Source organism: Pseudophaeobacter leonis (assembly GCF_002087335.1).
GTDB lineage: Bacteria > Pseudomonadota > Alphaproteobacteria > Rhodobacterales > Rhodobacteraceae > Pseudophaeobacter > Pseudophaeobacter leonis.
In genome coordinates, this window is the sequence record NZ_MWVJ01000007.1 from 57,158 (window position 1) to 83,386 (window position 26,229).

Sequence of the window (26,229 nt, forward strand, 5' to 3'; positions counted from 1 at the left end):
CTCTCCAAGATCAACCTGATCAAATTTCTGCGTCTTAACTCTCGAGAATATCGTCGCCATCGGCAAGGTCGGGGCGATCGAACTCAAGCCCATGAGCGGCACGGATCTTATCCTCGATATCATAGGCTATGGCCTGATGGTCGCGCAAAAACTGCTTGGCGTTTTCACGACCCTGGCCAATCCGCTCATCGCCGTACGAGAACCAGGACCCGGACTTATTTACCACACCGGCTGCGACCCCAAGATCCAGCAGCTCGCCCATCTTCGAGATGCCTTCGCCATACATGATGTCGAATTCGACCTGCTTGAACGGCGGCGCAACTTTGTTTTTCACCACTTTTACCCGGGTCGCGTTGCCGACGATTTCGTCGCGATCCTTAACTGCGCCAATGCGGCGGATGTCCAGACGAACCGACGAGTAGAACTTCAGCGCGTTGCCACCTGTTGTGGTTTCTGGCGAACCAAACATAACGCCGATTTTCATCCGGATCTGGTTGATGAAGATGACCATGCATTTCGACCGGCTGATCGAGCCCGTCAGTTTACGCATCGCCTGGCTCATCAGGCGGGCCTGCACGCCAACACTTGAATCGCCCATGTCGCCTTCGAGTTCGGATTTCGGCGTCAAGGCCGCAACCGAATCGACGATGACCATGTTCACAGCCCCTGAACGCACCAGAGTATCTGGGATTTCGAGCGCCTGCTCACCTGTGTCAGGCTGCGAGATCAGCAGCTCGTCCAGATCCACGCCCAGTTTGGCCGCATATTGCGGGTCCAGCGCGTGTTCGGCATCAACAAAGGCCACCACACCGCCTTTTCGCTGCTGCTCTGCGGCACAATGCAGTGTGAGGGTCGTCTTGCCAGAACTCTCCGGGCCATAAATCTCGATGATCCTGCCCATCGGCAAACCACCAATACCCAGAGCAATATCCAATCCGAGAGAGCCGGTTGAACTGGCCTCGATTTCTGCAATGGCACCGTCACCCATCTTCATGATGGAGCCCTTGCCGAATTGCCGTTCGATCTGCGCAAGCGCGCTGTCGAGCGCCTTTTGCTTGTCGCCGCTTACTTTATTTTTCATGGTCAAAAGATCCGCCATAGTCCCTTGTCCCCCTCTATGACACATAGTGCTACGTCTGCGGCAAACACTGCTTTGTTCGCCTCTTGTTCCTTATGAGATCAAAAAAAGACAAAAGCAAACAAAAAGTTAATCCATTCAGCGGATCAGCCAACTGATAGACAGGAGGCAGAAACGTTTAAACAACTTATTTTACAGGGTTTGAGGCGGGAAATGCTTGTATTTTATGACGAAAAACTGGCGCTACTCTCTGTGCCGAAAACCGGAACATCCGCCTATCAGGAAGCATTGCAAACGCGGGCGGATCTTGCAATTACCGACCCGCCAGAGTTGAAGCATGCGCCACTGTATCGCTACAACCGATGGATTCGGCCCATGTTTGAGCGGGTCTGTGGTGTCGAGCTGGAGGTGGCGGCCGTAATGCGCGAGCCAATCAGCTGGCTGGGCAGTTGGTATCGCTTTCGGCAACGTCCCTTTATGGATGGCAAACCTAATTCTACAAAAGGCATCAGCTTTGACGATTTCGTGCGTGACTATTGCAAGGGGCAGCAACCGGGACATGCCAATGTCGGCAGCCAGGCCAAGTTCCTGGAAACGCAAAAAAACGGCTGCCATGTCACACATCTGTTCCGCTATGAGGATCAGCCTCGCATTCAGGCCTTTCTGGAGGAACGTCTCGAAGTGAAGCTCGCGTTGCAACGGCGCAATGCCAGTCCCGTTATGGAGCTAACACTCAGCCCGGAGATAACAGAGCTCTACCGCCGTAAAAAGGCTGATGAGTTCGCGCTCTACGAGAGCATTTCCTGACATCAGCTGGCTGAACAGCACGTGTCCAGACACCACGCAGCTGCCGTTCTGGCGTTCTATGCCTCAGAGAGGCTGCGGCCTGTCTAGCGGTTAGTGCAGCTGGGCGTGTACGGTTTCGGTCAATTGGTTGAGCGAAAACGGCTTGGGCAAAAAGACCGAGTTGGGCACATCAGGCTCTGATTCACCAAAGGCCCCCTCGGCATAGCCCGAGACAAACACCACACGGGTATCAGGGCGGCTTTTCAGGGCCTCACGGACCCAGGTCGGCCCATCCATGCCCGGCATCACCACATCGGTGACGAACACATCCACCGTCAGGCCCGGGTCCTCTAGCGTGCGCAGCGCATCCTCAGCGGACTCTGCCTCAAGCACGGTATATCCCCGCATGCGCAACGCCCGTGAGGCAAAGGCCCGCACCGGTGCTTCATCCTCTACCAACAACACCACGCCTTCGCCGTGCTGCGGTGCGGGAACTGGTTTTGGCGCCTCGACCTCTGCCTTTGGCTTGTCCTCTGCGCCTTCCTGATAGACCGGGAAGAACAGGGTGAACTGGGTTCCCTTATCGGGGACCGAGTCAACAAAGATGTAGCCGCCGGTTTGTTTGACGATCCCATAGGCCGTTGACAGCCCAAGACCGGTGCCCTCGCCCGTGCGTTTGGTGGTGTAAAAGGGCTCAAAGACCTTTTGCAACTTGTCCGCAGAGATGCCGACGCCCTCATCGCTGACCTTTACGGTGATCCAATTGCCTTCGGGTACAATAGCACGATCGCGCGTCAACGGTTTATCCAGGGTCACCGCCTCGGTGCGCACCCGGATTTCGCCACCATTTGGCATGGCGTCGCGCGCATTCACCACAAGGTTCATCAGCACCTGCTCCAGCTGCCGTTTGTCGGCACGGATTGAGCGCATCACCGGATCATGGCTCAGGGTAAGGGTGACCTTTTCCCCCACCAAACGGTTGAGCAAATGGGTCAGGTCCGACAGGGTGTCGCGCACATCCAGCACCTCGGGCAGCAAGGTCTGCTTGCGGGAGAAGGCCAGAAGCTGGCTCACCAGAGAGGCGGCCCGGTTGGCGTGTTTCATGGATCTGGATCAGATCGCCAAAATCCTGGTCTCCCTGATCGTGCCGCAACAGCAAAAGATCGCAGTGACCGGAAATGGCCGTCAGCAGGTTATTGAAATCATGGGCCACGCCACCTGCCAGCTGACCAATCGCCTGCATCTTCTGGCTTTGCACAAACTGCGCCTCAAGCGTCTTGAGCTCGGTTGCATCATTCAGCACCGCAATCAGAATGGTGCTGCCGTCCTCGATCACGCGGGTCAGGGTGACCTGCGCAAAAACCTCTTTGTCTGGCCGCGACAGGCGCAGGAATTCGGATTTGTTCGAGGCGAGCCCATCAGCCGTGTCGCGCAGCCAATCCGACATGGGACGCCCCAGCCCTTCCATCAGCTGCGCCAGCTTCAGATTATCCCGACTCTCAACCCCCAGCATCGCCATCGCCATCTTGTTCAAAGACAGGATATCACCCGAGGGAGCCAGTTTGATAAAGGGAACCGGCATGTGTTCAAAGCTGGTCTGCTGGCTCTGCAGCTCAGAGCTGTTGACCTCCATCAGGAACAGCTCACTGCGGCCCTGGGTTCGGTTCAACTCCGTCACCAGCACTTCCAACGGGCCGTTTTTGGTGCTGATTGTGTTGATTTCACCGGTGGTGACCGGCAGCGTCATAAACAAACGATCCGTTGATTTGACCCGCTCGCCAACCAGGGTGCGCGCCGCCTCGTTCATGAACAAAACTGCGCCGGTGCGCCCGACAGTGATCATCGGGATTGGCACGGCTTCGGAGCCGCGGCCGCTTTGGCGATCCGCGATATCCTCAACCCGCCACAAAAAGCTGCCGCCATTCATCTGGTGTACCGCAAGGCGCACATGTCCACGGCGGGTCACAATGTCTTCGCGCGCCGCCCCTTCAAAACGCGCCCGGCTTTGCAGGCGAAACAACACCGCCGAAGGATTGGCCAGCACAGAGCGCAGGGTTCCGGCCAGTGTGTCGCGTTCGCTGTCCTGAAACCGGGTTTGCGCTGCCTGATTACAGGCGTGAATGGCGCCATCGTCATCGGTGACAAAGCTGGGCGTTGCGTCTTTTTCGAAAAAGCCGGTGAGCAGCTCTACCGCCATGGCACGTGCATTGATCCGCAGACGGGCCTGAAACAGCAACAACAAAGCAACCGCCAAAAGCGTCAGCCCAACAGCCATCAACCCCCGCATGATCCAGTCAGGCCAGGAGAACAATGTCGGCGCCAACATCAACCCAAACGACAAGGCAAAAGTGGCCGCAAGGCGAAGATGTTCGGGATGATAGATCCGTAGCGCGGGCACGGATGAATTTTGGCGACCGGACATTTCGGCTCCATCTTCAGGAAGGGTGTCTGCCATAACGCGGCTAAAGTCTTAAAGCCACGTTAAGGTAGGTGTAGCTTTCCTGTTGAAATACCTAACAACCAGGACTAACGCGCGTCAACACAGCGACAAAAAACCCATCCGTGCCGTTCTGAACCTGCCAGGCGTTCTGACTGACCAGAGACCAGCCCTCATGACGCGCCAGAAACCCTTGAACCTGGTCGCTATTTTCCTCATCCAACATAGAGCAGGTCGCATAGGCCAGCTGGCCATTCTCTGCCACCAGCTCGGCAGCGTCCTCTAGAATCTGGCGTTGCGAAAGTCTGATTTCATCCAGCATCTCTCTGGTAAGGCGCCATTTACCCTCAGGTGCGCGCCGCCAGGCGCCTGAGCCGGAACAGGGCACATCACAAAGAACCAGATCAAACGGGGCCTTTTGCACGGCTTCATCTTCTGACAGGCAGGTTATGTCAGCTCCGGCGCGTTGGGCGCGCAGAGGCAGATCACTCATCCGGCTTGCGTTGGCGTCATGGGCCAAAAAGATCAATCTTGGCGCGCCCCGCCATGGCAAGGCTTTTGCCGCCGCCTCCGGCGCAGAAATCCAGCACCCGCATGCCGTCGACAAGCGGCAGTTGGTCAACAACCGCCTGACTGGCCGCATCCTGCAACTCGACCAGACCGTCGGCAAAGCAGTCGCTATTGCGGACTTTGCGGCCCCCCTGACTGACATCAAGCGCCGTGTCAGAGGCGGGGTGCGGTGCGCAGATGATGCCCTCTTCTGCCCGGGCCTCTATCGCAGCGGCCCGGGGTGTGCGCAAAAGGTTTGCCCGCAAATGCACCGGCGCCCGCGATTGCAGCGCCTGTGCTGCCGCCTCAGTGTCCTTGCCCAGGCTTTCGCTGAAAGAGGGCCAGATCCAGTCGGGAATATCCAGTCGCTCGGCGTCAGAGGCAAAGGCAGCAGGCTCTTGGCTTTCGTCCTCGCTCAGCGCCGCAGGGCCATAGCCCTGGCCACTAAAGACGGTCTCGGGATCGACGCCTTCGGCCCGCAACGCCCCCAGAACCAGGCCGCGCCCGGTCTGTGCGCCGGTCTGTGCGCCGGTCTGTTCGCCGGTCTGTGCCCCGCCCAAAGCCGCAAAGGAGCGGCGGCATCGCAGGGCCGAGAACACATGATCGCGCACAGCGGCGCGATCCTTGGAGCCGGCATAGCGATTGCGCCGCCGCCAGGAGGTGAGCGCCTTTTCAGCCGCTTCACCATCCAGGATCAGATCCAGGATTTCGATGGCCGCCTGCTGGCGGGCAGCCGGGGTCATGCCCAGGCTCCTGGGGTACAAAGGGTCGTCGTCATCCTCTCACAATACTCAATTTACCCGATACGGTAGTTCGGGCTTTCACGTGTGATCTGAACATCATGCACGTGGCTTTCTTTCAGACCAGCGCCGGTAATACGCACAAAGTCGCACTCTTTGCGCATCGCCTCAACTGTGGCGCAGCCCGTATAGCCCATGGCAGCGCGCAGCCCGCCCACCAGCTGATGGATCACGGCATTCGCAGTCCCTTTATAGGGCACTTGCCCTTCGATCCCCTCAGGCACCAGTTTGTCGCTGGCGGCATCTTTTTGGAAATAACGATCTGCCGATCCGCGCGCCATCGCCCCCAACGAGCCCATGCCACGGTAGGATTTAAACGATCGCCCCTGATACAGGATAACCTCTCCGGGCGACTCGTCCGTGCCGGCAATCATCGAGCCAACCATGGCGCAAGAGGCACCGGCAGCAATCGCTTTGGCAAAATCGCCGGAAAACTTGATACCGCCATCTGCAATCACCGGTGTTGTACCCGCAGCCGCCGCACAATCCATAATCGCGGTGAGCTGAGGCACGCCGACACCCGCAACCATACGGGTGGTACAGATCGAGCCAGGCCCAATACCAACCTTGATCGCATCGGCGCCGGCGTCGATCAGTGCCTTGGTGGCAGAGCCCGTGGCGACATTGCCCGCAATCACCTGCACCGCGGGGTACTGCGCCTTGATACGGCGCACCGCATCCAGCACACCGGCCGAGTGGCCGTGGGCAGTATCCACCACCACGATGTCAACACCGGCATCAATCAGCTCCTCTGAGCGGGCAAATCCGCTGTCGCCAACCGAGCTCGCGGCGGCAACACGCAGGCGTCCCAACTCATCCTTGCAGGCGGGTGGGGTCAACACGGCCTGTTCGGTATCCTTCAGGGTCAAAAGGCCCGTCAGCTTCCCTTTGCCATCGGTTACAAGCAGCTTTTCGATGCGACGTGCGCGCATCATGGATTTGGCCTCGTCCAGATCGGCGGGTTCATGCAGGATCGCCAGATTATTTGACGTCATCATGACTGAGACAGGGGTTTTTTCGTCACTGGCAAACCGCATATCACGATTGGTCACAATGCCCACCACCCGGCCTTCGCCGTCCACCACCGGAAAGCCCGTGACGCGGTAGCGCTCCTGCAGCTCTTTGGCATCTGCCAAAGTCTGCTCAGGCGTCAGCGTGATCGGGTTGTAAACGATGCCGCTTTCAAAGCGCTTGACCCGGCGCACCTGCGTCGACTGTTCTTCGGCGCTGAGGTTTTTATGAATAACCCCCATGCCACCAGCCTGCGCCATGGCGATCGCCATACGGGCTTCGGTCACGGTATCCATAGCCGAGCTCATCAGCGGTATATTCAGATCAATTGTCTGCGTCACACGTGTGCGTGTGTCAGCCGTACTTGGCAGGACGTCAGACGCGCCTGGAACCAAGAGAACATCGTCAAAGGTGAGTGCCTCACGAATCTGCATTTGCTACCCCTATGCAAAACCCCGTTTGACGGTGACCCTATTGCACAGAACATCTTGGGAGAAAAGAGCCGACGGCAAAATTCCTGCACTGCAGCAAGACAATTGCCCGGCCCGTCTTTTGCGAGCCCCGTCTTTTGCCCCACCCGGCTTTTTCCCCGCTCCGGCTTTTTTTGCTGATCTGCATCAAGGTTGTTTAACATGAAGCAGATATGCCTCAGAAAAAAGCGAACAGAACATCAGGAGCGCCCAATGACTGCGCCAACACCCGCCTCGGCCGCCACGCCACATCCGCAGGCACCTTCTGAATGCGGCTCAGCGCCGCTTGCAGGCATCACAATTGTTGATCTCACCCATGTTCTGGCAGGCCCCTATGCCTCGATGACGCTGGCAGATCTGGGCGCGCGGGTCATCAAGGTCGAACGCCCCGGCACAGGCGATGACACCCGCGCCTTTCCGCCGTTCAAAGGCCCCGACAGTGCCTATTTTGCCGCCATCAATCACGGCAAGGAAAGCATTGCGCTGGACCTGAAAAACGAGGCCGACCGCGTTGTTTTTGAGCGACTTTTGACGCAGGCGGATGTTTTGCTGGAAAACTATCGCCCCGGCGTGATGGAGCGGCTTGGCTATGGCTGGGACAGCCTGCATGAGACGCACCCAAAGCTGATTTATGGCGCGGTTTCCGGCTTTGGTCATACGGGTCCTCACGCGCAACGCCCGGCCTATGATATGGTGGTGCAGGCCCGTGGTGGCGTGATGTCGATCACTGGTGAGCGCAATCGCGACCCGGTGCGAGTTGGGGCCTCTATCGGCGATATCGCCGCAGGCATGTTTCTCGCCCAGGGGGTGCTGGCGGCACTGCTGGATGTGCAAAAAACCGGGCTTGGCCAAAAGGTCGACGTGGCCATGCTCGACAGCCAACTGGCCCTGCTGGAGCACGCCATTGCGATCACGTCGGTGACCGGAGAGGCCCCACGTCCCTCTGGTGCGCGCCATCCCTCGATCACCCCTTTTGAGACCTTCCATGCCGAGGACGGGTTGTTTGTGATCGCCGCGGGCAATGATGGCCTGTTTGCGCAGCTCTGTAACGCGCTTGAGCTGCCCTTGTCGCGCGATGCGCGGTTTGCCACCAACCCTGCTAGATGTGAGAACGCGCGGCTTTTGAAACGTCTGATCGAAGCGGTGACAATCGACCGGCCCGCCGCCTATTGGATTGCGCGCCTGACAGAGGCCGGGATTCCAACCGGACCTATTCAGGACGTGGCACAGGTCTTAAAAGACCCGCAGATCCTTGCGCGCAACATGGTGGTGGATGTGCTGGATGAGGACGGCGCTCCGGCCTATGTCGCCGCAGGCAACCCAATCAAGATGTCGGGCCTGCTGGATCCCACCACCCGTGGTCCCGCGCCGCGCCTGGATGCCGATCGAAAGAGCATTCTTGACTGGCTTGATAAGGTTTGCTGAGTGTAGCCCCTGCGTCACCACGCGTTCCCGCCCGTAGAAAATGACGCCAGTAGACCAGATAGTGGCGCTCTGCGACTTTTGTCTGCGCTGGCGAGGCCCTATGGTCCGCACAGCAAAATATGAATCCAAGGGATGCCTTCATGAGCAGCGATCCTCTCGTCATCTTTACGCCATCAGGTAAACGGGGCCATTTTCCAGTTGGCACGCCCGTTCTGACAGCCGCGCGCCAGCTGGGCGTGGACCTCGACTCGGTCTGTGGTGGCCGGGGCATCTGCTCCAAATGCCAGATCACGCCGTCCTATGGCGAGTTTTCCAAACACGGCGTGACGGTGGCCGATGATGCCCTCAGCGAATGGAACAAGGTAGAGCAGCGCTACAAGGACAAGCGCGGGCTGATTGATGGGCGGCGCCTTGGCTGTCAGGCCCAGGTGCAGGGCGATGTGGTGATTGACGTGCCCCCCGAGAGCCAGGTGCACCGTCAGGTGGTGCGCAAACGGGCCGAGGCACGCGATATCACCATGAACCCCTCGACTCGTCTGTTCTATGTCGAGGTGGAAGAACCCGACATGCACAAACCCTCAGGCGATATGGAGCGCCTGGTTGAGGCGCTTGAGGCGCAGTGGCAGCTGAAAGGCGTCAAAACTGATCTGCATATTCTGCAAGGCCTGCAGCCGGCCCTGCGCAAAGGCAAGTGGAAGGTTACCGTCGCCGTGCATCTTGGCGACGAGAACCAGCCGCCTAAAATCATGCATATCTGGCCCGGCTATTATGACGGTACGCTCTACGGTCTGGCCGTGGATCTGGGGTCAACCACCATCGCGGCACATCTGTGCGATCTGAAATCCGGCGAGGTTGTTGCCTCATCTGGTATCATGAACCCGCAGATCCGCTTTGGCGAAGACCTGATGAGCCGGGTGTCCTATTCGATGATGAACACGGGCGGCGATCAGGAAATGACCCGCGCGGTGCGGGACGGCATGAATGCCCTGTTCACCCAGATCGCCACCGAGGCAGCCATTGACCAGAGCCTCATTGTTGATGCGGTTTTTGTCTGCAACCCGGTGATGCACCACTTGTTCCTCGGCATTGATCCCTTTGAGCTGGGTCAGGCCCCTTTTGCCCTGGCAACCTCAGATGCGCTGTCGCTGCAGGCCCGTGAGCTGGACCTAAACATCCACCCCGCCGCGCGTGTCTACCTTTTGCCCTGCATCGCGGGGCATGTTGGCGCCGATGCCGCAGCCGTGGCCCTGTCTGAAGCGCCGGATAAATCCGAAGACCTGGTGCTGGTGGTTGATGTGGGCACCAATGCCGAGATCCTGCTGGGCAACAAGGACAAGGTCCTGGCCTGCTCGTCCCCGACGGGTCCGGCCTTTGAGGGCGCACAGATCTCAAGCGGCCAGCGGGCAGCCCCGGGCGCCATTGAACGTCTTGAGATAAACCCCGAGACCAAAGAGCCGCGTTTTCGCGTCATTGGATCTGATATCTGGTCCGATGAGACGGGATTTGACGCAGCAATTGCCACCACCGGTATCACCGGCATCTGTGGCTCTGGCATCAACGAGGCCATTGCAGAAATGCGCATGGCGGGCGTTCTTGATGCCTCTGGCCTTATTGGCTCGGCCGAGCAGACCGGAACAGCGCGCTGCATCGAGGATGGGCGCACAAATGCCTATCTGGTCTGGGATGGCTCAGCCGAGGGCGGCCCCAGGATCACCATCACCAATCCGGATATCCGCGCCATTCAGATGGCCAAGGCTGCGCTCTATTCCGGGGCGCGTCTCTTGATGGATAAATTCCACGTGGAAACCGTCGACAGGGTGGTGCTGGCCGGGGCCTTTGGCGCCCATATCTCGTCCAAACACGCCATGGTTCTGGGGATGATCCCGGACTGCCCGCTGGATAAGGTCACAAGTGCAGGCAATGCCGCGGGCACAGGGGCGCGTATTGCGCTTTTGAACACCAAGGCCCGCCGTGAGATCGAGGAAACGGTGGCCGCATCGAGAAGATCGAAACTGCGGTCGAGCCGCGTTTTCAGGAGCATTTTGTCAATGCCTCGGCCATTCCCAACTCGAAAGAACCCTTCCCAATTTTGGCCTCAATAGTGACTTTGCCGGAGGTGAATTTCAACACGGGCGGCGGCGATGGCGCAGCAGGCGGTCGTCGTCGGCGGCGGCGCAAGTAACACCTATAAGTTGTCTGAACCAACAAGGCATGCTAGCTTTTTGAACGTTATTTTGAAAGGTTAGCCTGTCACGTAAATTGATCATCTGCCTCGATGGCACCGGCAACGAAGTCGAGCAGAACGAAAGCAATATTCTGCGGCTCTACAAATGCTTGCAACATAACGAAAACCAACTGGTTTATTATGAACCGGGGGTTGGCACCCTCTCCACCAGACCCTTTGCCAAGACGCTTTTTGCCAAGGTCAGGCTCATGGCCGGGCTCGCCTTTGGCTGGGGGCTGCATGGCAATGTGATGCATGCCTATTCTTTCCTGTGCAAGAATTACAAAGAGGGCGACAAGCTCTACTTTTTTGGCTACTCACGCGGCGCCTATACAGCACGGGTTCTGGCCGCCTTCATCAATGATTTTGGCCTGGTGGCGCCGCATGAGTTGCACCTGATTGGTCCGGTTTTCAAAGCCTGGCGCAAACTGCGTCAGGACGGGCCACACGAGCAATTTGCACCGCTGCGGATCTCCGAACAGTTTTTCCACCTCCGCCGGGTGCCCATCCGGTTTCTGGGTCTCTGGGATACGGTCAGCTCAATGATCCGCTTTCGGCTGCAAAAGGGATCCTTCATCGAATTCGGCACCCACTCCAGCGTCGACAACAATCCCTCAGTCAGAGCGGTCAGGCATGTGCTGTCCATTGATGAAACCCGGCGGTTCTTTGGTCAGCAAATGTGGGAAGAAGGACAGGACTATCACGGCACCCGCTTCCGCAGCAAAAAGAACCCCGAACCACAAGATGTGAAGCAGATGTGGTTTCCCGGAACCCACACTGATGTTGCCGGCAGCGTTCCCGAATCCGAGGCCGGCCTTGCCAAGCAAACAATGCAATGGATGCGGCAAGAACTTGACGAGCTTGGCGTCGACAGCCTGGAGTTCAGAGCGCAGTACTACAAGCGGTATGTTCTTGGGCACAAAGACAAAGTCACAGAACGCATGCAGCTGGATATCTCGTCCCCAAGTGCAAAAGCCGCGCTTCACAGCCAGATGAAGCTGCGCAAGGTCTGGCCGGTTCTGGAGATCTTTCCCCGCAAGGTTAGCCACAGCAACTGGCCCGGCCAAAAAGGGTTTTTGGGCTACTACCTTCCCTTAGCTCAGTACCGGTATATTGGCGACTCTGCCCAAATCCACCCCTCAGCCTTTGTGCGGCGCGCCGACCCGTCGCTGCGCTACAGCCCGCCAAATGCTGAAGCTTTCCCTCAGGACCACGATCCATGAGAAATCCGGCTATGATCATATTGACCTCGCTTCCGGCATTGAGTAGCTAGCTCACAAGGCGGGTATGGTGAAAAGGTATCACGGCAGCTTCCCAAGCTTTAGTTACGGGTTCAATTCCCGTTACCCGCTCCAAGATCGAACCCTCAGAACGCATCGCAAAATTTAATATGTGTTCAGGTTCAATGACTTAAAACTACCGTGATTTGACTACTCCCACCAATCCCGCAACATTTCCCGCAACAAATCCCGCAACCGTCGGGCTTTTTTCGGAACAATTTTGGAGCGATTCAGTGCGCTGGTTTAGTGGGAAAAGCCCCCTGCAATGCGCCTGACAGCAGCTTAGCACAGGTGCACGACTGAGCGTCCATGGCTTTCGCTGTTTGCAATCTTGCACCGCATCTTGTCAGTGCTGGATATCGGCGCTTTGGCGTGCTTCATATTTCGCCTAAAATTCGGGCTATTAGTGCGAAAACAGCCCTTTCGCCAAGCACTGAGGCCAGGCCTTGGGGGGTGCGGCCCTTGGGCATAGATTTTTTGGGACAGGTGCGGCAAGCACAACAACGTGCATACAGAATTGAAAATACTGGTGGTCGAGCCTGACCAATCAAAGGCCTGCGAAATCCTTGCCGCGCTCAAGGAGGGTGGCTGGCAGGACGTCACCGTTCTTGCGTCCGCTGCCGCGATGGAGCGCTCGCTCAAGCAGCAAGATCCCGATATCATCCTGATCGATCTGGCAAACCCTGACCGTGACACGCTTGAACATGTGAGCCTGGTGTCGAACGCGAAAAGCAGGCCGGTCGCCATGTTTGTAGATCATTCAGATGAGACTATGACACAGGCGGCCATTTCGGCCGGGCTCAGCGCCTATGTGGTGAACGGTCTGCAGATGGATCGCATCAAGCCCGTGATAGAAACGGCGATTGCCCGTTTTCGCATGATCACAAAGATGCAGTCGGAACTCACCGCTGCCAAACAGGCTCTGTCGGACCGGAAAACCATTGACCGGGCAAAAGGGATTTTGATCCGGGCGCGCAATATTTCCGAGGATGAAGCCTATAGCCTGTTGCGCAAAACGGCGATGGACCAGGGGCGCAAGGTGATCGATGTTGCAACCGCCCTCGTCACCGCTGCGGAGTTGTTGCAATGAAGCTGACACAGGTTCAATGCGGCTACCTGCCACTTGTGGATTGCGCGCCCCTGATCATCGCCAAAGAGCTGAGCTTTGCCACCCAGGAGGGGCTTGATCTTGAGCTGATCAAACAGCCGTCCTGGTCGGCGCTGCGCGACAGGCTGGCCTTTGGCCATATAGATTTTGCACATATGCTGTCGCCTATGCCGGTGGCTATGTCTTTGGGGCTTGGCGGCATGGCCACGCGCGTTGATGCGCTGATGGTCCTGTCGGTCAATGGCACTGTCGTCGGCATTTCGGCCGAACTGGACCGCCAGATGCAGGCAACGGGCTGGAGCAACAGCTTTGCGGCGCCGCAATCCACCTCAAAGGCGCTGTTTGCCGCCAGCAGCAAGCGGATCCGCATCGGCGTGCCGTTTCCGTTCTCCATGCACCGCATGTTGCTTGAAACCTGGCTGTCGCAGGCCGAAGGTTTTCATCCCGACCGGATTGAGATCGTAACGGTCCCCCCGTCACAAATGGCCGAGGCCGTAAGAGATGGCGCGCTGGACATGTTTTGCGTTGGGGAGCCCTGGGGTACGGTTGCAGTGCAGCAAAGCGATGCGACGCTGATCCTGCCGGGCGCCAGCATCTGGCAACTTGCCCCGGAAAAAGTGCTTGGCGCCCGCCACGCCTGGGTGGTGCAAAACCCCGGTCTGTGCAGAGCCATGATACGGGCGCTTACAAAAGCCGCCAGCTGGCTGGACCAGCCGGAGAACACGCCACTTGCCGTCAGTATTCTGGCCCGCAGTCAGCATCTGGACCTGCCCGATCATGCCATTGATCCGGCGCTGACCGGCCAGATCATTACAAAAACCGGTGAGGCCCCGAAGAAAACTGATCGCTTTCTCAGGTTCCACCAGGGCTGCGCAAACTTCCCCTGGCGCAGTCAGGGCTGCTGGATTTCTGACATGCTGACCCAATGGCACGGGTTGAGTCACGAGGCCGGGCGCAAGACCGCGAGCGCCTGTTTCCGCACCGACCTCTACCGCGAGGCTCTGGCGCAAACTGGCGTTGATCTGCCGCGCGCCTCGGAAAAAGTGGAGGGGGCAATGCTGGTGCCAACAGCAGTCGCGTCTCGTCTGGGGGAAATGATTCTTGGCCCCGACAGATTTTTTAGTGGCGCGTTTTTCGACTTTGATGCGCCAGTTTTGCTCGAAAATTGAGCATATGCTGCATTGCAGCAAAAAATCACTCCGACAGGGTCTGCTTTTGCTAGAGCTCATCAGATAACACCGCCAATATCAAATCAAGGCAACGATGCCCCGCCAGGTCGACAACGCTGTCTACCAAGGAATTCAAGAGCAAAGCCGCTCGATTGTGCATGCACCTCCTCCCGCATGCGTCAATCGTGCGGCTTTTGTGTTTTTAGAGGGACCAACCAAATGAACACTCTCAAATGCCTTTTTGCATCCACCGCGTTCTGCGCCAGCCCGGTGATGGCCGAGATGCTGGATCTCGAAAAAGACGAACTCACCTTTGGGTTCATTAAACTCACCGATATGGCTCCTTTGGCCATTGCCTATGAAAACGGCTACTTTGAGGACGAAGGGCTGTTTGTCACGCTGGAAGCGCAGGCAAACTGGAAAGTCCTGCTGGACGGTGTGATCGACGGACAGCTTGACGGCGCCCATATGCTGGCTGGTCAGCCGCTGGCCGCGACCATCGGCTATGGCACCAAAGCCCACATTGTAACGCCCTTCTCAATGGATCTGAATGGCAACGGCATCACGGTGTCCAATGAGATCTGGGAGCAGATGAAGCCAAACATCCCCAAGATGGCAGATGTCCGCCCGCAACACCCGATCAGCGCCAGCGCCCTGGTGCCTGTGGTTGAAAGCTACAAAGACAAGGGCGAGGCCTTTAAGATGGGCATGGTGTTTCCGGTCTCAACCCACCAACTACGAGCTGCGCTACTGGCTTGCGGCCGGCGGGTTGCAGCCCGGCTATTATTCGCCGACAGACGTCCGCGGCCAGATCGGAGCAGATGTCTTTCTCAGCGTGACACCGCCGCCACCAATGCCGTCAACAATGGAAGCTGGCACCATCCATGGCTATTGCGTTTGCGAGCCCTGGAACCAGCAGGCCGTGTTCAAAGGCATCGGCGTGCCGGTGGTGACAGACTATGAGCTGTGGAAGAACAACCCTGAAAAGGTATTTGGTCTCTCGGCAGAATTCACCGAGGAAAACCCCAACACCACGATTGCGCTGACAAAGGCACTGATCCGGGCGGCAATTTGGCTGGATGAGAACGACAACGCCAACCGTGGTGAAGCCGTGGAAATCCTGTCCAGGTCCGAATATGTTGGCGCTGATCAGGCGGTTATTGCCAACTCCATGACCGGCACCTTTGAATATGAGAAGGGCGACATCCGCGAAGTCCCCGACTTTAATGTGTTCTTCCGCTATAACGCCACATATCCGTTTTACTCTGACGCCATTTGGTATCTGAGCCAGATGCGCCGTTGGGGCCAGATTGCCGAAGCAAAATCGGATGAATGGTTCTTTGACACGGCAAAATCTGTCTATCGCCCCGACATCTATCTGCAGGCGGCCCGCATGCTGGTCGATGAAGATCTGGCCAATGAGGCCGACTTCCCCTGGGACAGCGATGGCTTTAAGGCACCTACCCCGGCGGCGGATATTATCGACGGCATTGGCTACGACGGGCGCACCCCAAATGCCTATCTCGAAAGCCTGCCAATCGGCCTCAAGGGCACTCAGACCGTCTCTGGGTCTGAAATCCTGAACTAACCCCCCCTGCCCGCTGCATCTCACGCTGCGGCGGGCACCTTATTTGCACTCTCCTCCAGATCAAAGGCCCTGCAATGACTGCCATTGACCCAGATACCCTCGCCTCAGAAGCCCGTCGCGCCCGCCTTTTCACGCGTATTAACAAGGCAGATGCCTGGTTCCAGGTGCTTGGGCTGGCCTGGCTGACCCCGGTTCTGAAAGCCGCCGCCGGGGATAACCCCCGGGCGCAAATGTCTGAGATCTGGCGCCTGCTGGGCGTACCACTGCTGGCGATAGGCATCTTTGTTGGCGCCTGGGCCGCCCTTGCGCCGACAGTACAGACCTCTCTTGGGGCGATCCCTGGTCCGGTACAGGTCTGGCAACAGGCCATCAGTCTCAACGCTGACGCTGTGCGTGAGCGGGAAAAGGCCGCCGCCTTTTATGACCGCCAGGAGATACGCAACGCCAAACTGATTGCCGATGGCAAATCCGACAAGGTCCGCAGTCGGACCTACACTGGCAAACCAACCTATTACCAACAGATCTGGACCTCGATCAAAACGGTCTTCTTGGGCTTTCTGACCGGGTCATTGATTGCTATGCCGCGGGGAATCATGGCGGGGCTTTCGCCCACCCCCAATGCGGCGATCAATCCGATTATTCAGATCTTTAAACCCGTCAGCCCACTGGCCTGGTTGCCGATTGTGACCATGGTCGTCTCCGCAGTCTATGCCACCAATGACGGCATGTTCTCCAAATCCTTCCTGGTCTCGGCCATCACCGTGACGCTGTGCTCTCTCTGGCCAACGCTGATCAATACCTCCCTCGGGGTGTCTTCGATCGACAAAGATCTGGTCAGCGTCTCCAAGGTCCTGAAGATGAGCACCTATGCCAAGATCACCAAACTGGTACTGCCCTCGGCGCTGCCACTGATCTTTACCGGGCTGCGGCTGTCGCTGGGTGTGGGCTGGATGGTGCTGATCGCGGCTGAGATGCTGGCGCTGAACCCCGGTCTTGGGAAATTTGTCTGGGATGAGTTCCAGAACGGCTCATCCCAGTCGCTGGCCAAAATCATGGTCGCGGTCTTTACCATCGGGATCATCGGCTTCCTGCTCGACCGCGTGATGTTCGCGCTGCAATCCATGTTCACCTTTACAGAAAACCGGTGAGACCCATGAGCATTCTTAAATTTGAAAACGTCTTCCAAAAGCTTTGGCCAGGGCACCAGTCGCATCGACGTCCTCAATGGCATTGACCTCGAGGTCGAAGACGGCGAGTTCGTGGCGATCCTCGGGTTTTCCGGCAGCGGCAAATCCACCCTGATGAACCTCATAGCCGGGCTGGAAAGCCCCGATAGCGGCACTGTCACCTTCAAGGGCCAGCCGATCACCGGCCCCGGCCCCGACCGCGGACTGGTGTTTCAGAGCTACTCCCTCATGCCCTGGCTGACAGTGGGCGGCAATGTGGGCCTTGCGGTGGATGCGGTTTTTCCAAACCTGTCAAAACCAGAACGGCAAGCCAAGATCGACCACTATGTCGGCATGGTCGGCCTGTCCCACGCCACCGCCCGCGGCCCGGCCGAGCTGTCAGGCGGCATGCGTCAGCGCGTCTCTGTTGCGCGGGCTCTGGCGATGAGTCCTGAAATGCTGCTGCTGGACGAGCCACTGAGTGCGTTGGACGCCCTGACGCGGGCCAATCTTGCCGATGAAATCCTCGACATTTGGGAGACGGATAAGAAAACCTGCATTCTGATCACCAATGACGAGGACGAGGCCATCTTTCTGGCCGACCGTATCATCCCGCTGAACCCTGACGGAACACTTGCGGCTCCTGTCACCGTCAACATCCCGCGCCCACGGGATCGCAGTGCGATGAATGACGATGCGGTCTTTAAAGCCCTGCGGGCAAAGGTCACCAAATACCTGATGGATGTTGGTATTGCGTCAAAAATCGAAGAGACCCGTCGCCTGCCCGATGCCACTCCGATCCACGGTGTTCCGGCGGCGCTATCAGCGGCACAAAAAGGCACCCTGGCCGAACGCTATCTGGTGTTCTCACAGCTTCATAAGGTCTACCCAACCCCAAAGGGGCCGCTCACTGTGGTCGAAGATTTTGAGCTAAAGGTCAACAAGGGCGAGTTTATCAGCCTGATTGGCCATTCTGGCTGCGGCAAATCCACGGTTCTCACGATGGCTGCGGGTCTCAACCCGATCTCAAAAGGCGCGATCCGGCTGGATGGCAAACATATTGAGGGCGCCAACCCGGAGCGAGCCGTTGTCTTTCAGTCGCCGAACCTTTTCCCCTGGCTGACGGCCAAGGAAAACGTCGCCATCGGGGTCGCCAAGGTCTACCCCAACGCCTCGCAGGCCGAGCGTCAGGATGTGATCGAATACTACCTTGAACGGGTCGGCCTTGCGGACAGCATGGACAAACAGGCCTCCTCGATGTCCAACGGCATGCGCCAGCGCGTCGGCATTGCCCGTGCCTTTGCCCTGTCGCCCAAACTGCTGTTGCTTGATGAACCTTTTGGCATGCTCGACAGCCTCACCCGCTGGGAGCTGCAGGAGGTCCTGATGGAGGTCTGGTCGCGCACCAAGGTCACGGCAGTCTGTGTCACCCATGACGTCGATGAGGCCATTTTGCTGGCGGATCGCGTGGTGATGATGACCAACGGGCCGCAGGCAACAATTGGCAAGATTACCGAGGTCAACCTGCCCCGGCCCCGCACCCGCAAAGCGCTGCTGGAGCATCCGGACTACTACACCTATCGCGCCGAAGTGCTGAGCTTCCTTGAGGTATATGAGCACGGCGCCAAGCCAAAACCGAAACCCACAACCATTGCGGCGGAGTAAGACATGACCCAGAAACTTGTTGTTATCGGTGCGGGCATGGCGTCAGGCCGCGTGCTGGAGCACCTCTTCGAGGCAAAGGCCGATTTTGACGTTACCCTGTTCAACGCCGAGGGACGCGGCAACTATAACCGCATCATGTTGTCACCGGTCCTGTCGGGGGACAAATCCTATGAGGATATCGTCACCCATGATGCGGATTGGTACGAGGAAAACGCGGTAACCTGCCACTTTGGCACCCATGTCACCGCCATCGACCGCGCAGCCAAAACTGTGACCAGCAGCCAGGGCACCGTCGCCTATGACAAACTGCTGATCGCCACCGGCTCGGCTCCCTTCATCATTCCGGTGCAGGGTAAGGATCTGCCCGGTGTGATCTACTATCGCGATCTCGATGACACCAATGCCATGATCGAGGCCGCTGAAAAAGGCGGTACGGCCGTGGTGATTGGGGGCGGCTTGCTGGGGCTTGAGGCTGCGGCGGGTCTGGCAGAAAGGGGGATGGATGTCACCGTGCTGCACCTGATGGGCCACCTGATGGAACGCCAGCTTGACGAAGCAGCCGGTTTTTTGCTGCGCCGCGATCTGGAAAAGCGCGGCATCACCGTGAAATGCCGTGCGTCGACTGCGGCTATTCTCGGCGAGGATAAGGTCGAAGGCGTCCTTCTGGAGGGCAACGAAGGGCTGGAGGCTGATCTTGTGGTCATGCCCGTCGGCATTCGCCCCGAGACCCGGCTGGCCACGGACGCGGGCCTTGAGGTTGCGCGCGGCGTTGAGGTTGGCGCCCAGCTGCAGACCTCTGACCCGGATATCTTTGCCGTTGGCGAATGTGTGGAATTCGACGGCCAGCTCTTTGGCCTGGTGGCGCCGCTCTATGATCAGGCAAAGGTTGTCGCCGAGACCCTGATGGAGCAACCGGCTGTTTTCACACCAAAAGAGCTGTCTACAAAACTAAAGGTCACCGGCTGTGATCTGTTCAGCGCCGGTGACTTTGCGAGCGGTGAGGGCCGCGAGGACATCGTGTTTCGCGACCCCGCGCGCGGCGTCTATCGCCGTCTGGTGATCGAAGACGACTGCATCATAGGTGCAGTAATGTATGGCGACACCACGGACAGCAACTGGTTCTTCGGCCTGATCCGCGACAAGACAGATATATCCGAGATGCGCGATACGCTGATCTTTGGCCCGGCTTATCAGGGAGGGGGTGCCTTGGACCCGCTCTTAGCCGTTGCAGCCTTACCGCGTGATGCGGAAATCTGTGGCTGCAACGGCATTTGCAAAGGACAGATCGAAGACGCCATCGCCGCAGGTGCCACCGACCTCGGCGCGATACGCGCCACAACCAAGGCCTCGGGCTCCTGTGGTACCTGCACCGGACTGGTCGAGCAGGTTTTGGCGGTGACGCTAGGCGATGACTTTGTCATGCCCACCGCGCAGGGCATCTGTGCTGCACCGATATGACACATGAAGACGTGCGGCGCATGATCAAAAGCCAGAACCTGCACTCTATGCCAGCGGTCTGGCAGGCCTGCGGCTGGAAAACATCCTGCGGTTGCCACATCTGCCGCCCGGCGCTGAATTTCTATCTGCTGGCCGACTGGCCGCAGCAGTATCAGGATGATCCGCAAAGCCGTTTTGTCAACGAGCGCAAACACGCAAATATCCAGAAAGACGGCACATTCAGCGTTGTACCACGCATGTGGGGCGGCATCACCACCCCGGATGAGCTGCGCGCCATTGCTGATGCTGCGGACAAATTTGCGGTCCCAACCGTCAAGGTCACCGGCGGCCAGCGCATCGATCTTTTGGGCGTAAAGGGCGAAGATCTGCCTGCCATCTGGGATGACCTCAACAAGGCCGGCATGGTCTCGGGTCACGCCTATTCAAAGGGGCTGCGCACGGTGAAGACCTGCGTCGGCACCGATCATTGCCGCTTTGGCACCCAGGACAGCACTGGTCTTGGCATCAAGCTGGAAAAGACGCTGTGGGGATCCTGGACGCCGCATAAGCTCAAGCTTGGCGTGTCGGGCTGTCCGCGCAACTGCGCCGAGGCGACCTGCAAGGACATTGGCATCGTCTGCGTCGACAGCGGCTATCAGATCAGCATCGGGGGTGCGGCCGGCATGGACGTTCGCGAAACCACGCTGCTCTGTCAGGTGCCTACCGAAGAAGAGGTGATGGATGTGGTCAAGGCGGTGACGCAGTCCTACCGCGAGAACGCCAAATATCTCGATCGCATCTACAAATGGATGGACAAGGTCGGGCGGGAGTGGATCCAGCAGCAAGTGGCTGATCTTGAAATCCGCGCAGCTCTGGTTGCGCGGTTCGAGCTGTCGCAGAGCATCTACCGCAAGGACCCCTGGGCAGAACATGTTGTCAAATCAGCCCCCTATGAGCCCCTTACCACCCTCACCCTGGAGGCCGCAGAATGAGCACCTGGATCGACGTTGCAGCGCTTGATGCTGTGCCCCAACGCGGCGCCCGCCTGGTCAAAACCGCCCATGGCTGCGTGGCCGTGTTTCGCACCGCCGCAGACGACATATGCGCTCGATAACGCCTGTCCGCACAAAAAGGGCCCCCTGGCCGATGGGATTGTGCATGGCAGCGCAGTCACCTGTCCGCTGCACAACTGGGTCATTTCGCTGGAAACAGGCACGGTCCAGGGCGCCGACGAGGGCCAGGTCGCAACCTATCCTGCAAAGGTCGCAGAGGGCCGTATCTATCTCGATGCGGCGTTCCTGATGCAAAGGACCCCGGCATGAGCCTGACGCGGACGGTCTGTCCCTACTGCGGTGTTGGCTGCGGCGTTCTGGCGGGGGCCGACGGCACCATCAAGGGCGACCCAGAGCATCCGGCAAATTTTGGCAGGCTCTGCTCAAAAGGGTCAGCGCTGGGCGAAACCATCGATCTTGAGGGGCGTCTGCTGGAACCTCAGATCCACGGGCGTGTCGCCAGCTGGGACGAGAGCCTTGATCTGATGGCGGATAAATTCAGCGCCGCCATCCGCGACCACGGCCCTGACAGCGTGGCGTTCTATGTCTCGGGGCAGTTGCTGACTGAAGACTACTATGTTGCCAATAAACTGATGAAGGGCTTCATAGGGGCGGCAAATATCGACACCAACTCAAGACTTTGCATGGCATCCTCGGTGGCTGGCCATAAACGGGCCTTCGGCACTGACACGGTGCCCGGCACCTATGCCGATCTGGAAGAGGCCGATCTCATCGTGCTGGTGGGGTCCAATCTGGCCTGGTGTCATCCGGTGTTGCATCAACGAATTGCGGCTGCAAAAGAGCGGCGTCCAGAGATGCGGATCGTCAATCTCGACCCGCGCAAAACCGCAACAACCGCCCTTGCCGACCAGCATCTGCGGATTGCGCCCGACGGCGACATTGCTCTTTTCAACGGGCTTCTGGCCCATTTGGCCGACACAGGCAGCCTTGATCACGACTACCTGCAAAACCACATCTCTGGCAGCCAATCCGCCGTGGAGCAGGCGCGTTTGGGAGAGCCACTGGAGAGTGGCCTGTCGCAGCAAGAGCTGGACCAGTTTTATACGCTTTGGGCGCGCACGGAAAAGGTCGTCACGGTCTATTCGCAGGGCGTCAACCAATCTGCCTGTGGCACCGACAAGGTCAACGCCATCCTGAATTGCCATCTCGCCACCGGGCGCATTGGCAGGCCTGGCTGCGGACCGTTCTCGGTAACCGGCCAGCCCAACGCCATGGGGGGACGCGAGGTCGGCGGTATGGCCAATATGCTTGCCAACCATCTCGACATTGAAAACCCCGATCATCGCGCCAGCGTGCAGGAATTCTGGCAAAGCCCGACCATCTGCACCCAGCCAGGGTTAAAGGCCGTCGACCTGTTTCAGGCCTGTGCCTCGGGCAAAATCAAAGCACTTTGGGTCATCTCCACCAACCCCGCCGTCAGCTTGCCCGATGCAGATGGCGTTGCCCAAGCCATTGCCTCGGTTCCGTTTGTGGTTGTCTCCGACATTATGGAGCGGACGGATACGGGCGATCTGGCGCATGTTTTGCTGCCCGCCACAGGCTGGGGCGAAAAGGACGGCACCGTCACCAACTCCGAGCGCCGTATCTCGCGCCAGCGTGCCTTTTTGCCTGCTCCCGGAGCGGCCCGGGCTGACTGGCAGATCATTTGCGATCTCGCCGCGCGCATGGGCTGGAAGGCGGCATTTGACTATGCCTCCCCAGCCGAGATTTTTGCCGAATACGTGGCGCTTTCGGCAGCCACTCCGGATTTTTGCCGCGATCTGGATCTCAGCATCTTTGCCGATGCCGACTACGCCAACCTGATCCCGACGCAGTGGCCCCGCAATGAGCAACGCTTCTTCTCCAAGGGTCAGTTTTATCACCCCGACGGGAAGGGCCGCATGTTGGCAGTCTGTGCCCCCACGCCCGTGCAGCGCGCGGCGCTCTCGCTCAACACCGGACGCAATCGAGACCAGTGGCACACCATGACGCGCAGCGGCAAATCCCCCCGCCTTGGCGCCCATCTGGCCGAACCCTATGTTGAGATGCATCCCGATGACGCCGCAGGTGCGATGATCAAATCTGGCGACCTTGTGGACGTCCAGAACCCCTATGGGAAATCTGTGCTGCGGGCCCTGATCACCGAGCGCACAGCAAAAGGACAGCTGTTTGCGCCGATGCACTGGACCCGGCAGCAGAGCAGTGCGGGCTGGGTGAACGCCTTGACCCCGCCTGTGGTGGATCGCGTCTCGGGGCAACCCGCATCAAAGGTCTCTGCGGTCTCTGTGCGCAGGTTTGACGCCACATGGTTTGGCTTTGCCGCGTCAAAATATGCGCTGCGCCCGGATGGCGCCTATGGCGCGGTCGCGCGGTCTTTGACAGGCTGGCAGGGCGAATTCGCCGGGACCGAGTTGCCGCAGAACTGGCCGGACCATGCGCGCGCGCTGCTGAATGTGGGGCCCTGCGATGTCTCGCAGATGCAGGATCCCAATGGTCAGCTCACCCGACTGGCGTTTTATGAAGGCCCAACCCTGGTGGGGCTGTTTTTCGCAAGCCCGGCCCCTGTTGCGCTGGCCCGTAGTTTTGCGGTGTCGTTGATCGGCACCGCCACCCCGGCCCTGCAGGCGCTTGCCGGGCGCGCCGGAGCCGACCAGCCCGACCCTGGTGCCACGATCTGCGCCTGCATGAACGTCGGCATCAACACCCTGCGTCAGGCCATTTCTGCAGGTGCTACCAGCATAGAGGCGCTCAGTGCGGCCACCTGTGCCGGCACAAGTTGCGGCTCCTGCAAGCCCGAGCTCTCGAACCTGTTGAAGCATGCGCAAATGCCCATGGCTGCAGAATGACACTGGCGCCCTATGTCCGCATTGTTGCCCGGGGCAAGGGCCGTGCCCGTGCCTTGAACCTGCAAGAGGCGCAGGAGGCGATGACGCTGATCCTCTCGGGCACAGCAGAACCGGAGGCGATTGGTGCCTTACTGATGGTTTTGCGCCTGCGCGGTGAGGCGGATACCGAGATCGCAGGCTTCACAGCAGCCTTGCGCGCCTCTTGTGCGCCGCTTGCGGTCGCGGATCTCGACTGGCCCTGCTACGCGGCGGGGCGCACGCGGGGTGCGCCGTTTTTTGCCCTGGCGGCAAAACTGGTGGCACAGGCGGGGTATAGCGTGGCGCTGCATGGATGGAACTCACATCAAGCCGGTGCTGCAGATCTGCGCGCAACCTTGGAAAAGCTGCAGCTTGAGGGCGATGGGCTGACGTATTATCCGCTGGAGCAGCTCAGTACGGCTGCGTTTGATCTGCTAAAGTTGCGCGATACCTTTGGGTTGCGCAGTTGCATCAACACTGTGCTGCGGATGTGGAACCCAATGGCGGCGCGGGGCTCGGTTCAGGGTGTGTTTCACCCGTCCTATCGCGGCTTGCAGTCCCGGGCAGCTGCTTTGTTGGGGGACCAGAATCTGACAGTGATCAAGGGAGGTGGCGGTGAGTTCGAGCGTCACCCAGCAAAAAAGACAGCTGTTTTTGGCCTCCGGTCCGGCCAGGAGCTGAACGAGGCCGCACCTGCGATGCTGAACGAGACCCGTCGCCTGCACGACACGGACCTCGCCTTTGATATTGCGTCAATCTGGAGCGGCTCAGTCGAAGATCCCTTTGCGACCGCCACAATCACAGGCACCGCCGCATTGGCGCTTTGGACGCTAAAAGCCGCGCCGACACTGGAAGAGGCAACTACACTGGCAACCGAGCTCTGGCACCACCGCCAGTCTCAATCACGGAGAACGGGATGATTACTTTTCCACTGTTTTTGCAGCTGCAAGACCAAAGTTCCCTCATGGCCGAACGCCTGCGGGCAGGCATCAGCGCCAATTCGCAGCGGGTGTCTGGCAGGCCCCATGGCCCGGGTTGTTTGCACGGGTTTCGCGGCAGATCAATACGCAGCGACATTCGCGCGCCACGGCAAACATGATCAAAACCTCGGTTGAGACCGCCAACAGCGGGTTGGAAGCCCCAGGCTCTGTTGCCCTTGTTGGCGCCGGTCCCGGGTCAACAGATCTCATTACTCTGCGTGGCGTTCAGCGCCTGCAGCAGGCGGATGTGATCTTTTATGACCGTTTGATTGATCCCGCAGTTCTGGATCTCGCCAGACGGGGGGCCGAGCGGATCTATGTCGGCAAGGCTCCGGGTTGTCATCACTGGCCGCAAGACAAGATTTCAGACGCACTGGTTGCCGTAGCCCGGCAGGGAAAGCGGGTGGTGCGTCTGAAATGTGGCGATCCCGGGGTTTTTGCCCGCGGCGCCGAGGAGGTTGACGCCTTGAGTGCGGCTGGCATTCCGTATGAAATTGTCCCGGGCGTGACAGCCGCCAGCGCAGCCTCGGCAGCCCTTGGCGGGTTCCTGACCGAGCGCGGCACCTGCGACAGATTGGTGTTGGCGACCGGGCAGTCACAAACCGCAGGCAAGCCGCTCGATTGGATGTCATCGCTGCAGCCGGGCACACGTGTCGCGGGCTACATGGGGGTCGGCTCAGCCTCAAAGATCGCCCAGGCGCTGATTGAGGCCGACCTGGAGGACCAGGTCTCCATTGATATCGTGTCGCGGGCGCAGCAGTGTGATCAGGTGATCGCCCAGTGTCGCGCCTCTACACTGATGGAGACGATCAAAAGTCAATCAATCTCGAACCCGGCAATCCTGTTCCTGACCCGCCCCCATAGCACGCCGCATACCGCGCCCGACGCCGACAAGAGGTTGGAACATGCAACAACGGAACAGGTCAAATTGGCACCTGTTTAACGAGACCATGTCGCGCCGGATCCTGAGTCCCAAAGGCGCGCTGCTGAGCCAGCTGCAAAGGTGGACATGAAGGCAGAGGGCTGAAATCACGGAGTTGAAAGCACGGGCCTGAACACACGGGGCTGTGCAGCGACACCGTTAGCAAACGTAACGCATCCGCCTTACACATGTGGCAATCACCTTGCGTTTAGCCCTGT

At 58.9% G+C, this 26,229-nt stretch carries 13 protein-coding genes, 1 tRNA gene and 5 pseudogenes; 15 read left to right on the forward strand and 4 right to left on the reverse strand.

The window, feature by feature from the left end; translation table 11 throughout:
* Nucleotides 1-34: 34 nt before the first annotated feature.
* Complete coding sequence (gene recA / locus B4968_RS03375; RefSeq protein ID WP_083096610.1) at nucleotides 35-1,099, reverse strand: recombinase RecA; 1,065 nt, start codon at nucleotides 1,097-1,099, stop codon at nucleotides 35-37.
* A 192-nt stretch (nucleotides 1,100-1,291) separates the two neighbouring features.
* Here recA and B4968_RS03380 point away from each other — a divergent pair, with 192 nt between their 5' ends.
* Nucleotides 1,292-1,885 carry a gamma-glutamyl kinase gene (locus tag B4968_RS03380; RefSeq protein ID WP_083096612.1) on the forward strand — a complete coding sequence of 198 codons (594 nt, stop codon included), beginning with the start codon at nucleotides 1,292-1,294 and terminating at the stop codon, nucleotides 1,883-1,885.
* Between the two features lie 90 nt (nucleotides 1,886-1,975).
* Here the strand turns inward: B4968_RS03380 and B4968_RS03385 are convergent.
* From B4968_RS03385 to guaB, 3 genes and pseudogenes are all read right to left on the reverse strand, one after another.
* Nucleotides 1,976-4,286 (reverse strand): annotated as a pseudogene (locus tag B4968_RS03385) (ATP-binding response regulator).
* Between the two features lie 91 nt (nucleotides 4,287-4,377).
* Nucleotides 4,378-5,593: pseudogene (locus B4968_RS03390) on the reverse strand (RsmB/NOP family class I SAM-dependent RNA methyltransferase).
* 53 nt (nucleotides 5,594-5,646) lie between these two features.
* Complete coding sequence (guaB, locus tag B4968_RS03395) at nucleotides 5,647-7,095, reverse strand: IMP dehydrogenase (protein WP_083096614.1); 1,449 nt, start codon at nucleotides 7,093-7,095, stop codon at nucleotides 5,647-5,649.
* Nucleotides 7,096-7,344: 249 nt separating this feature from the next.
* On the opposite strand from guaB, the gene B4968_RS03400 reads away from it, so the two are divergent.
* The 14 genes and pseudogenes from B4968_RS03400 to cobA all read left to right on the forward strand — a co-directional run bounded on the left by B4968_RS03400 (nucleotide 7,345) and on the right by cobA (nucleotide 26,032).
* The gene (locus B4968_RS03400; RefSeq protein ID WP_083096616.1) at nucleotides 7,345-8,556 is read left to right on the forward strand and encodes a CaiB/BaiF CoA transferase family protein; all 1,212 of its coding nucleotides are present in this window, start codon (nucleotides 7,345-7,347) and stop codon (nucleotides 8,554-8,556) included.
* Between the two features lie 140 nt (nucleotides 8,557-8,696).
* Nucleotides 8,697-10,658: an ASKHA domain-containing protein gene (locus tag B4968_RS03405; protein WP_241525525.1), complete on the forward strand. Its 1,962-nt coding sequence runs from the start codon at nucleotides 8,697-8,699 to the stop codon at nucleotides 10,656-10,658.
* Nucleotides 10,659-10,815: 157 nt separating this feature from the next.
* A complete protein-coding gene (locus B4968_RS03410) occupies nucleotides 10,816-12,003 on the forward strand; it encodes a T6SS phospholipase effector Tle1-like catalytic domain-containing protein (protein ID WP_161492545.1) in 1,188 nt (395 codons plus the stop codon).
* Nucleotides 12,004-12,061: 58 nt separating this feature from the next.
* A tRNA-Gly gene (locus tag B4968_RS03415) sits at nucleotides 12,062-12,135 on the forward strand.
* A 430-nt stretch (nucleotides 12,136-12,565) separates the two neighbouring features.
* The gene (locus tag B4968_RS03420) at nucleotides 12,566-13,150 is read left to right on the forward strand and encodes an ANTAR domain-containing response regulator (RefSeq protein WP_083096621.1); all 585 of its coding nucleotides are present in this window, start codon (nucleotides 12,566-12,568) and stop codon (nucleotides 13,148-13,150) included.
* Complete coding sequence (locus tag B4968_RS03425; protein ID WP_083096623.1) at nucleotides 13,147-14,337, forward strand: CmpA/NrtA family ABC transporter substrate-binding protein; 1,191 nt, start codon at nucleotides 13,147-13,149, stop codon at nucleotides 14,335-14,337. The genes B4968_RS03420 and B4968_RS03425 overlap by 4 nt, the downstream gene beginning before the upstream one ends.
* Before the next feature lie 336 nt (nucleotides 14,338-14,673).
* Nucleotides 14,674-15,925: pseudogene (locus B4968_RS03430) on the forward strand (CmpA/NrtA family ABC transporter substrate-binding protein).
* 74 nt (nucleotides 15,926-15,999) lie between these two features.
* Nucleotides 16,000-17,073, forward strand: coding sequence for an ABC transporter permease (locus tag B4968_RS03435; RefSeq protein ID WP_083096626.1), 1,074 nt, complete (start codon nucleotides 16,000-16,002; stop codon nucleotides 17,071-17,073).
* A gap of 21 nt (nucleotides 17,074-17,094) precedes the next feature.
* Nucleotides 17,095-18,756 (forward strand): ABC transporter ATP-binding protein, encoded by a 1,662-nt coding sequence (locus B4968_RS03440; protein ID WP_083096628.1) that lies wholly within the window; start codon nucleotides 17,095-17,097, stop codon nucleotides 18,754-18,756.
* 3 nt (nucleotides 18,757-18,759) lie between these two features.
* A pseudogene (gene nirB, locus B4968_RS03445) lies at nucleotides 18,760-21,185 on the forward strand (nitrite reductase large subunit NirB).
* Nucleotides 21,182-21,515, forward strand: a pseudogene (gene nirD, locus B4968_RS03450) (nitrite reductase small subunit NirD). Before nirB ends, nirD begins: the two co-directional pseudogenes overlap by 4 nt.
* Nucleotides 21,512-24,091 (forward strand): nitrate reductase, encoded by a 2,580-nt coding sequence (locus tag B4968_RS03455; RefSeq protein WP_083096630.1) that lies wholly within the window; start codon nucleotides 21,512-21,514, stop codon nucleotides 24,089-24,091. Before nirD ends, B4968_RS03455 begins: the two are co-directional and overlap by 4 nt.
* Complete coding sequence (locus tag B4968_RS03460) at nucleotides 24,088-25,029, forward strand: glycosyl transferase family protein (protein ID WP_083096633.1); 942 nt, start codon at nucleotides 24,088-24,090, stop codon at nucleotides 25,027-25,029. The genes B4968_RS03455 and B4968_RS03460 overlap by 4 nt, the downstream gene beginning before the upstream one ends.
* Before the next feature lie 175 nt (nucleotides 25,030-25,204).
* Complete coding sequence (cobA, locus tag B4968_RS03465) at nucleotides 25,205-26,032, forward strand: uroporphyrinogen-III C-methyltransferase (protein WP_139792561.1); 828 nt, start codon at nucleotides 25,205-25,207, stop codon at nucleotides 26,030-26,032.
* Nucleotides 26,033-26,229 lie beyond the last annotated feature (197 nt).

Excerpts from the sequence above, each read along its gene's own strand:
- B4968_RS03425 (WP_083096623.1), top strand. The coding sequence starts at position 13,147 with ATGAAGCTGACACAGGTTCAATGCGGCTACCTGCCACTTGTGGATTGC.
- cobA (WP_139792561.1), top strand. The coding sequence starts at position 25,205 with ATGATCAAAACCTCGGTTGAGACCGCCAACAGCGGGTTGGAAGCCCCA.
- B4968_RS03435 (WP_083096626.1), top strand. The coding sequence starts at position 16,000 with ATGACTGCCATTGACCCAGATACCCTCGCCTCAGAAGCCCGTCGCGCC.
- B4968_RS03400 (WP_083096616.1), top strand. The coding sequence starts at position 7,345 with ATGACTGCGCCAACACCCGCCTCGGCCGCCACGCCACATCCGCAGGCA.
- B4968_RS03380 (WP_083096612.1), top strand. The coding sequence starts at position 1,292 with ATGCTTGTATTTTATGACGAAAAACTGGCGCTACTCTCTGTGCCGAAA.
- recA (WP_083096610.1), bottom strand. The coding sequence starts at position 1,099 with ATGGCGGATCTTTTGACCATGAAAAATAAAGTAAGCGGCGACAAGCAA.
- guaB (WP_083096614.1), bottom strand. The coding sequence starts at position 7,095 with ATGCAGATTCGTGAGGCACTCACCTTTGACGATGTTCTCTTGGTTCCA.
- B4968_RS03455 (WP_083096630.1), top strand. The coding sequence starts at position 21,512 with ATGAGCCTGACGCGGACGGTCTGTCCCTACTGCGGTGTTGGCTGCGGC.
- B4968_RS03460 (WP_083096633.1), top strand. The coding sequence starts at position 24,088 with ATGACACTGGCGCCCTATGTCCGCATTGTTGCCCGGGGCAAGGGCCGT.
- B4968_RS03405 (WP_241525525.1), top strand. The coding sequence starts at position 8,697 with ATGAGCAGCGATCCTCTCGTCATCTTTACGCCATCAGGTAAACGGGGC.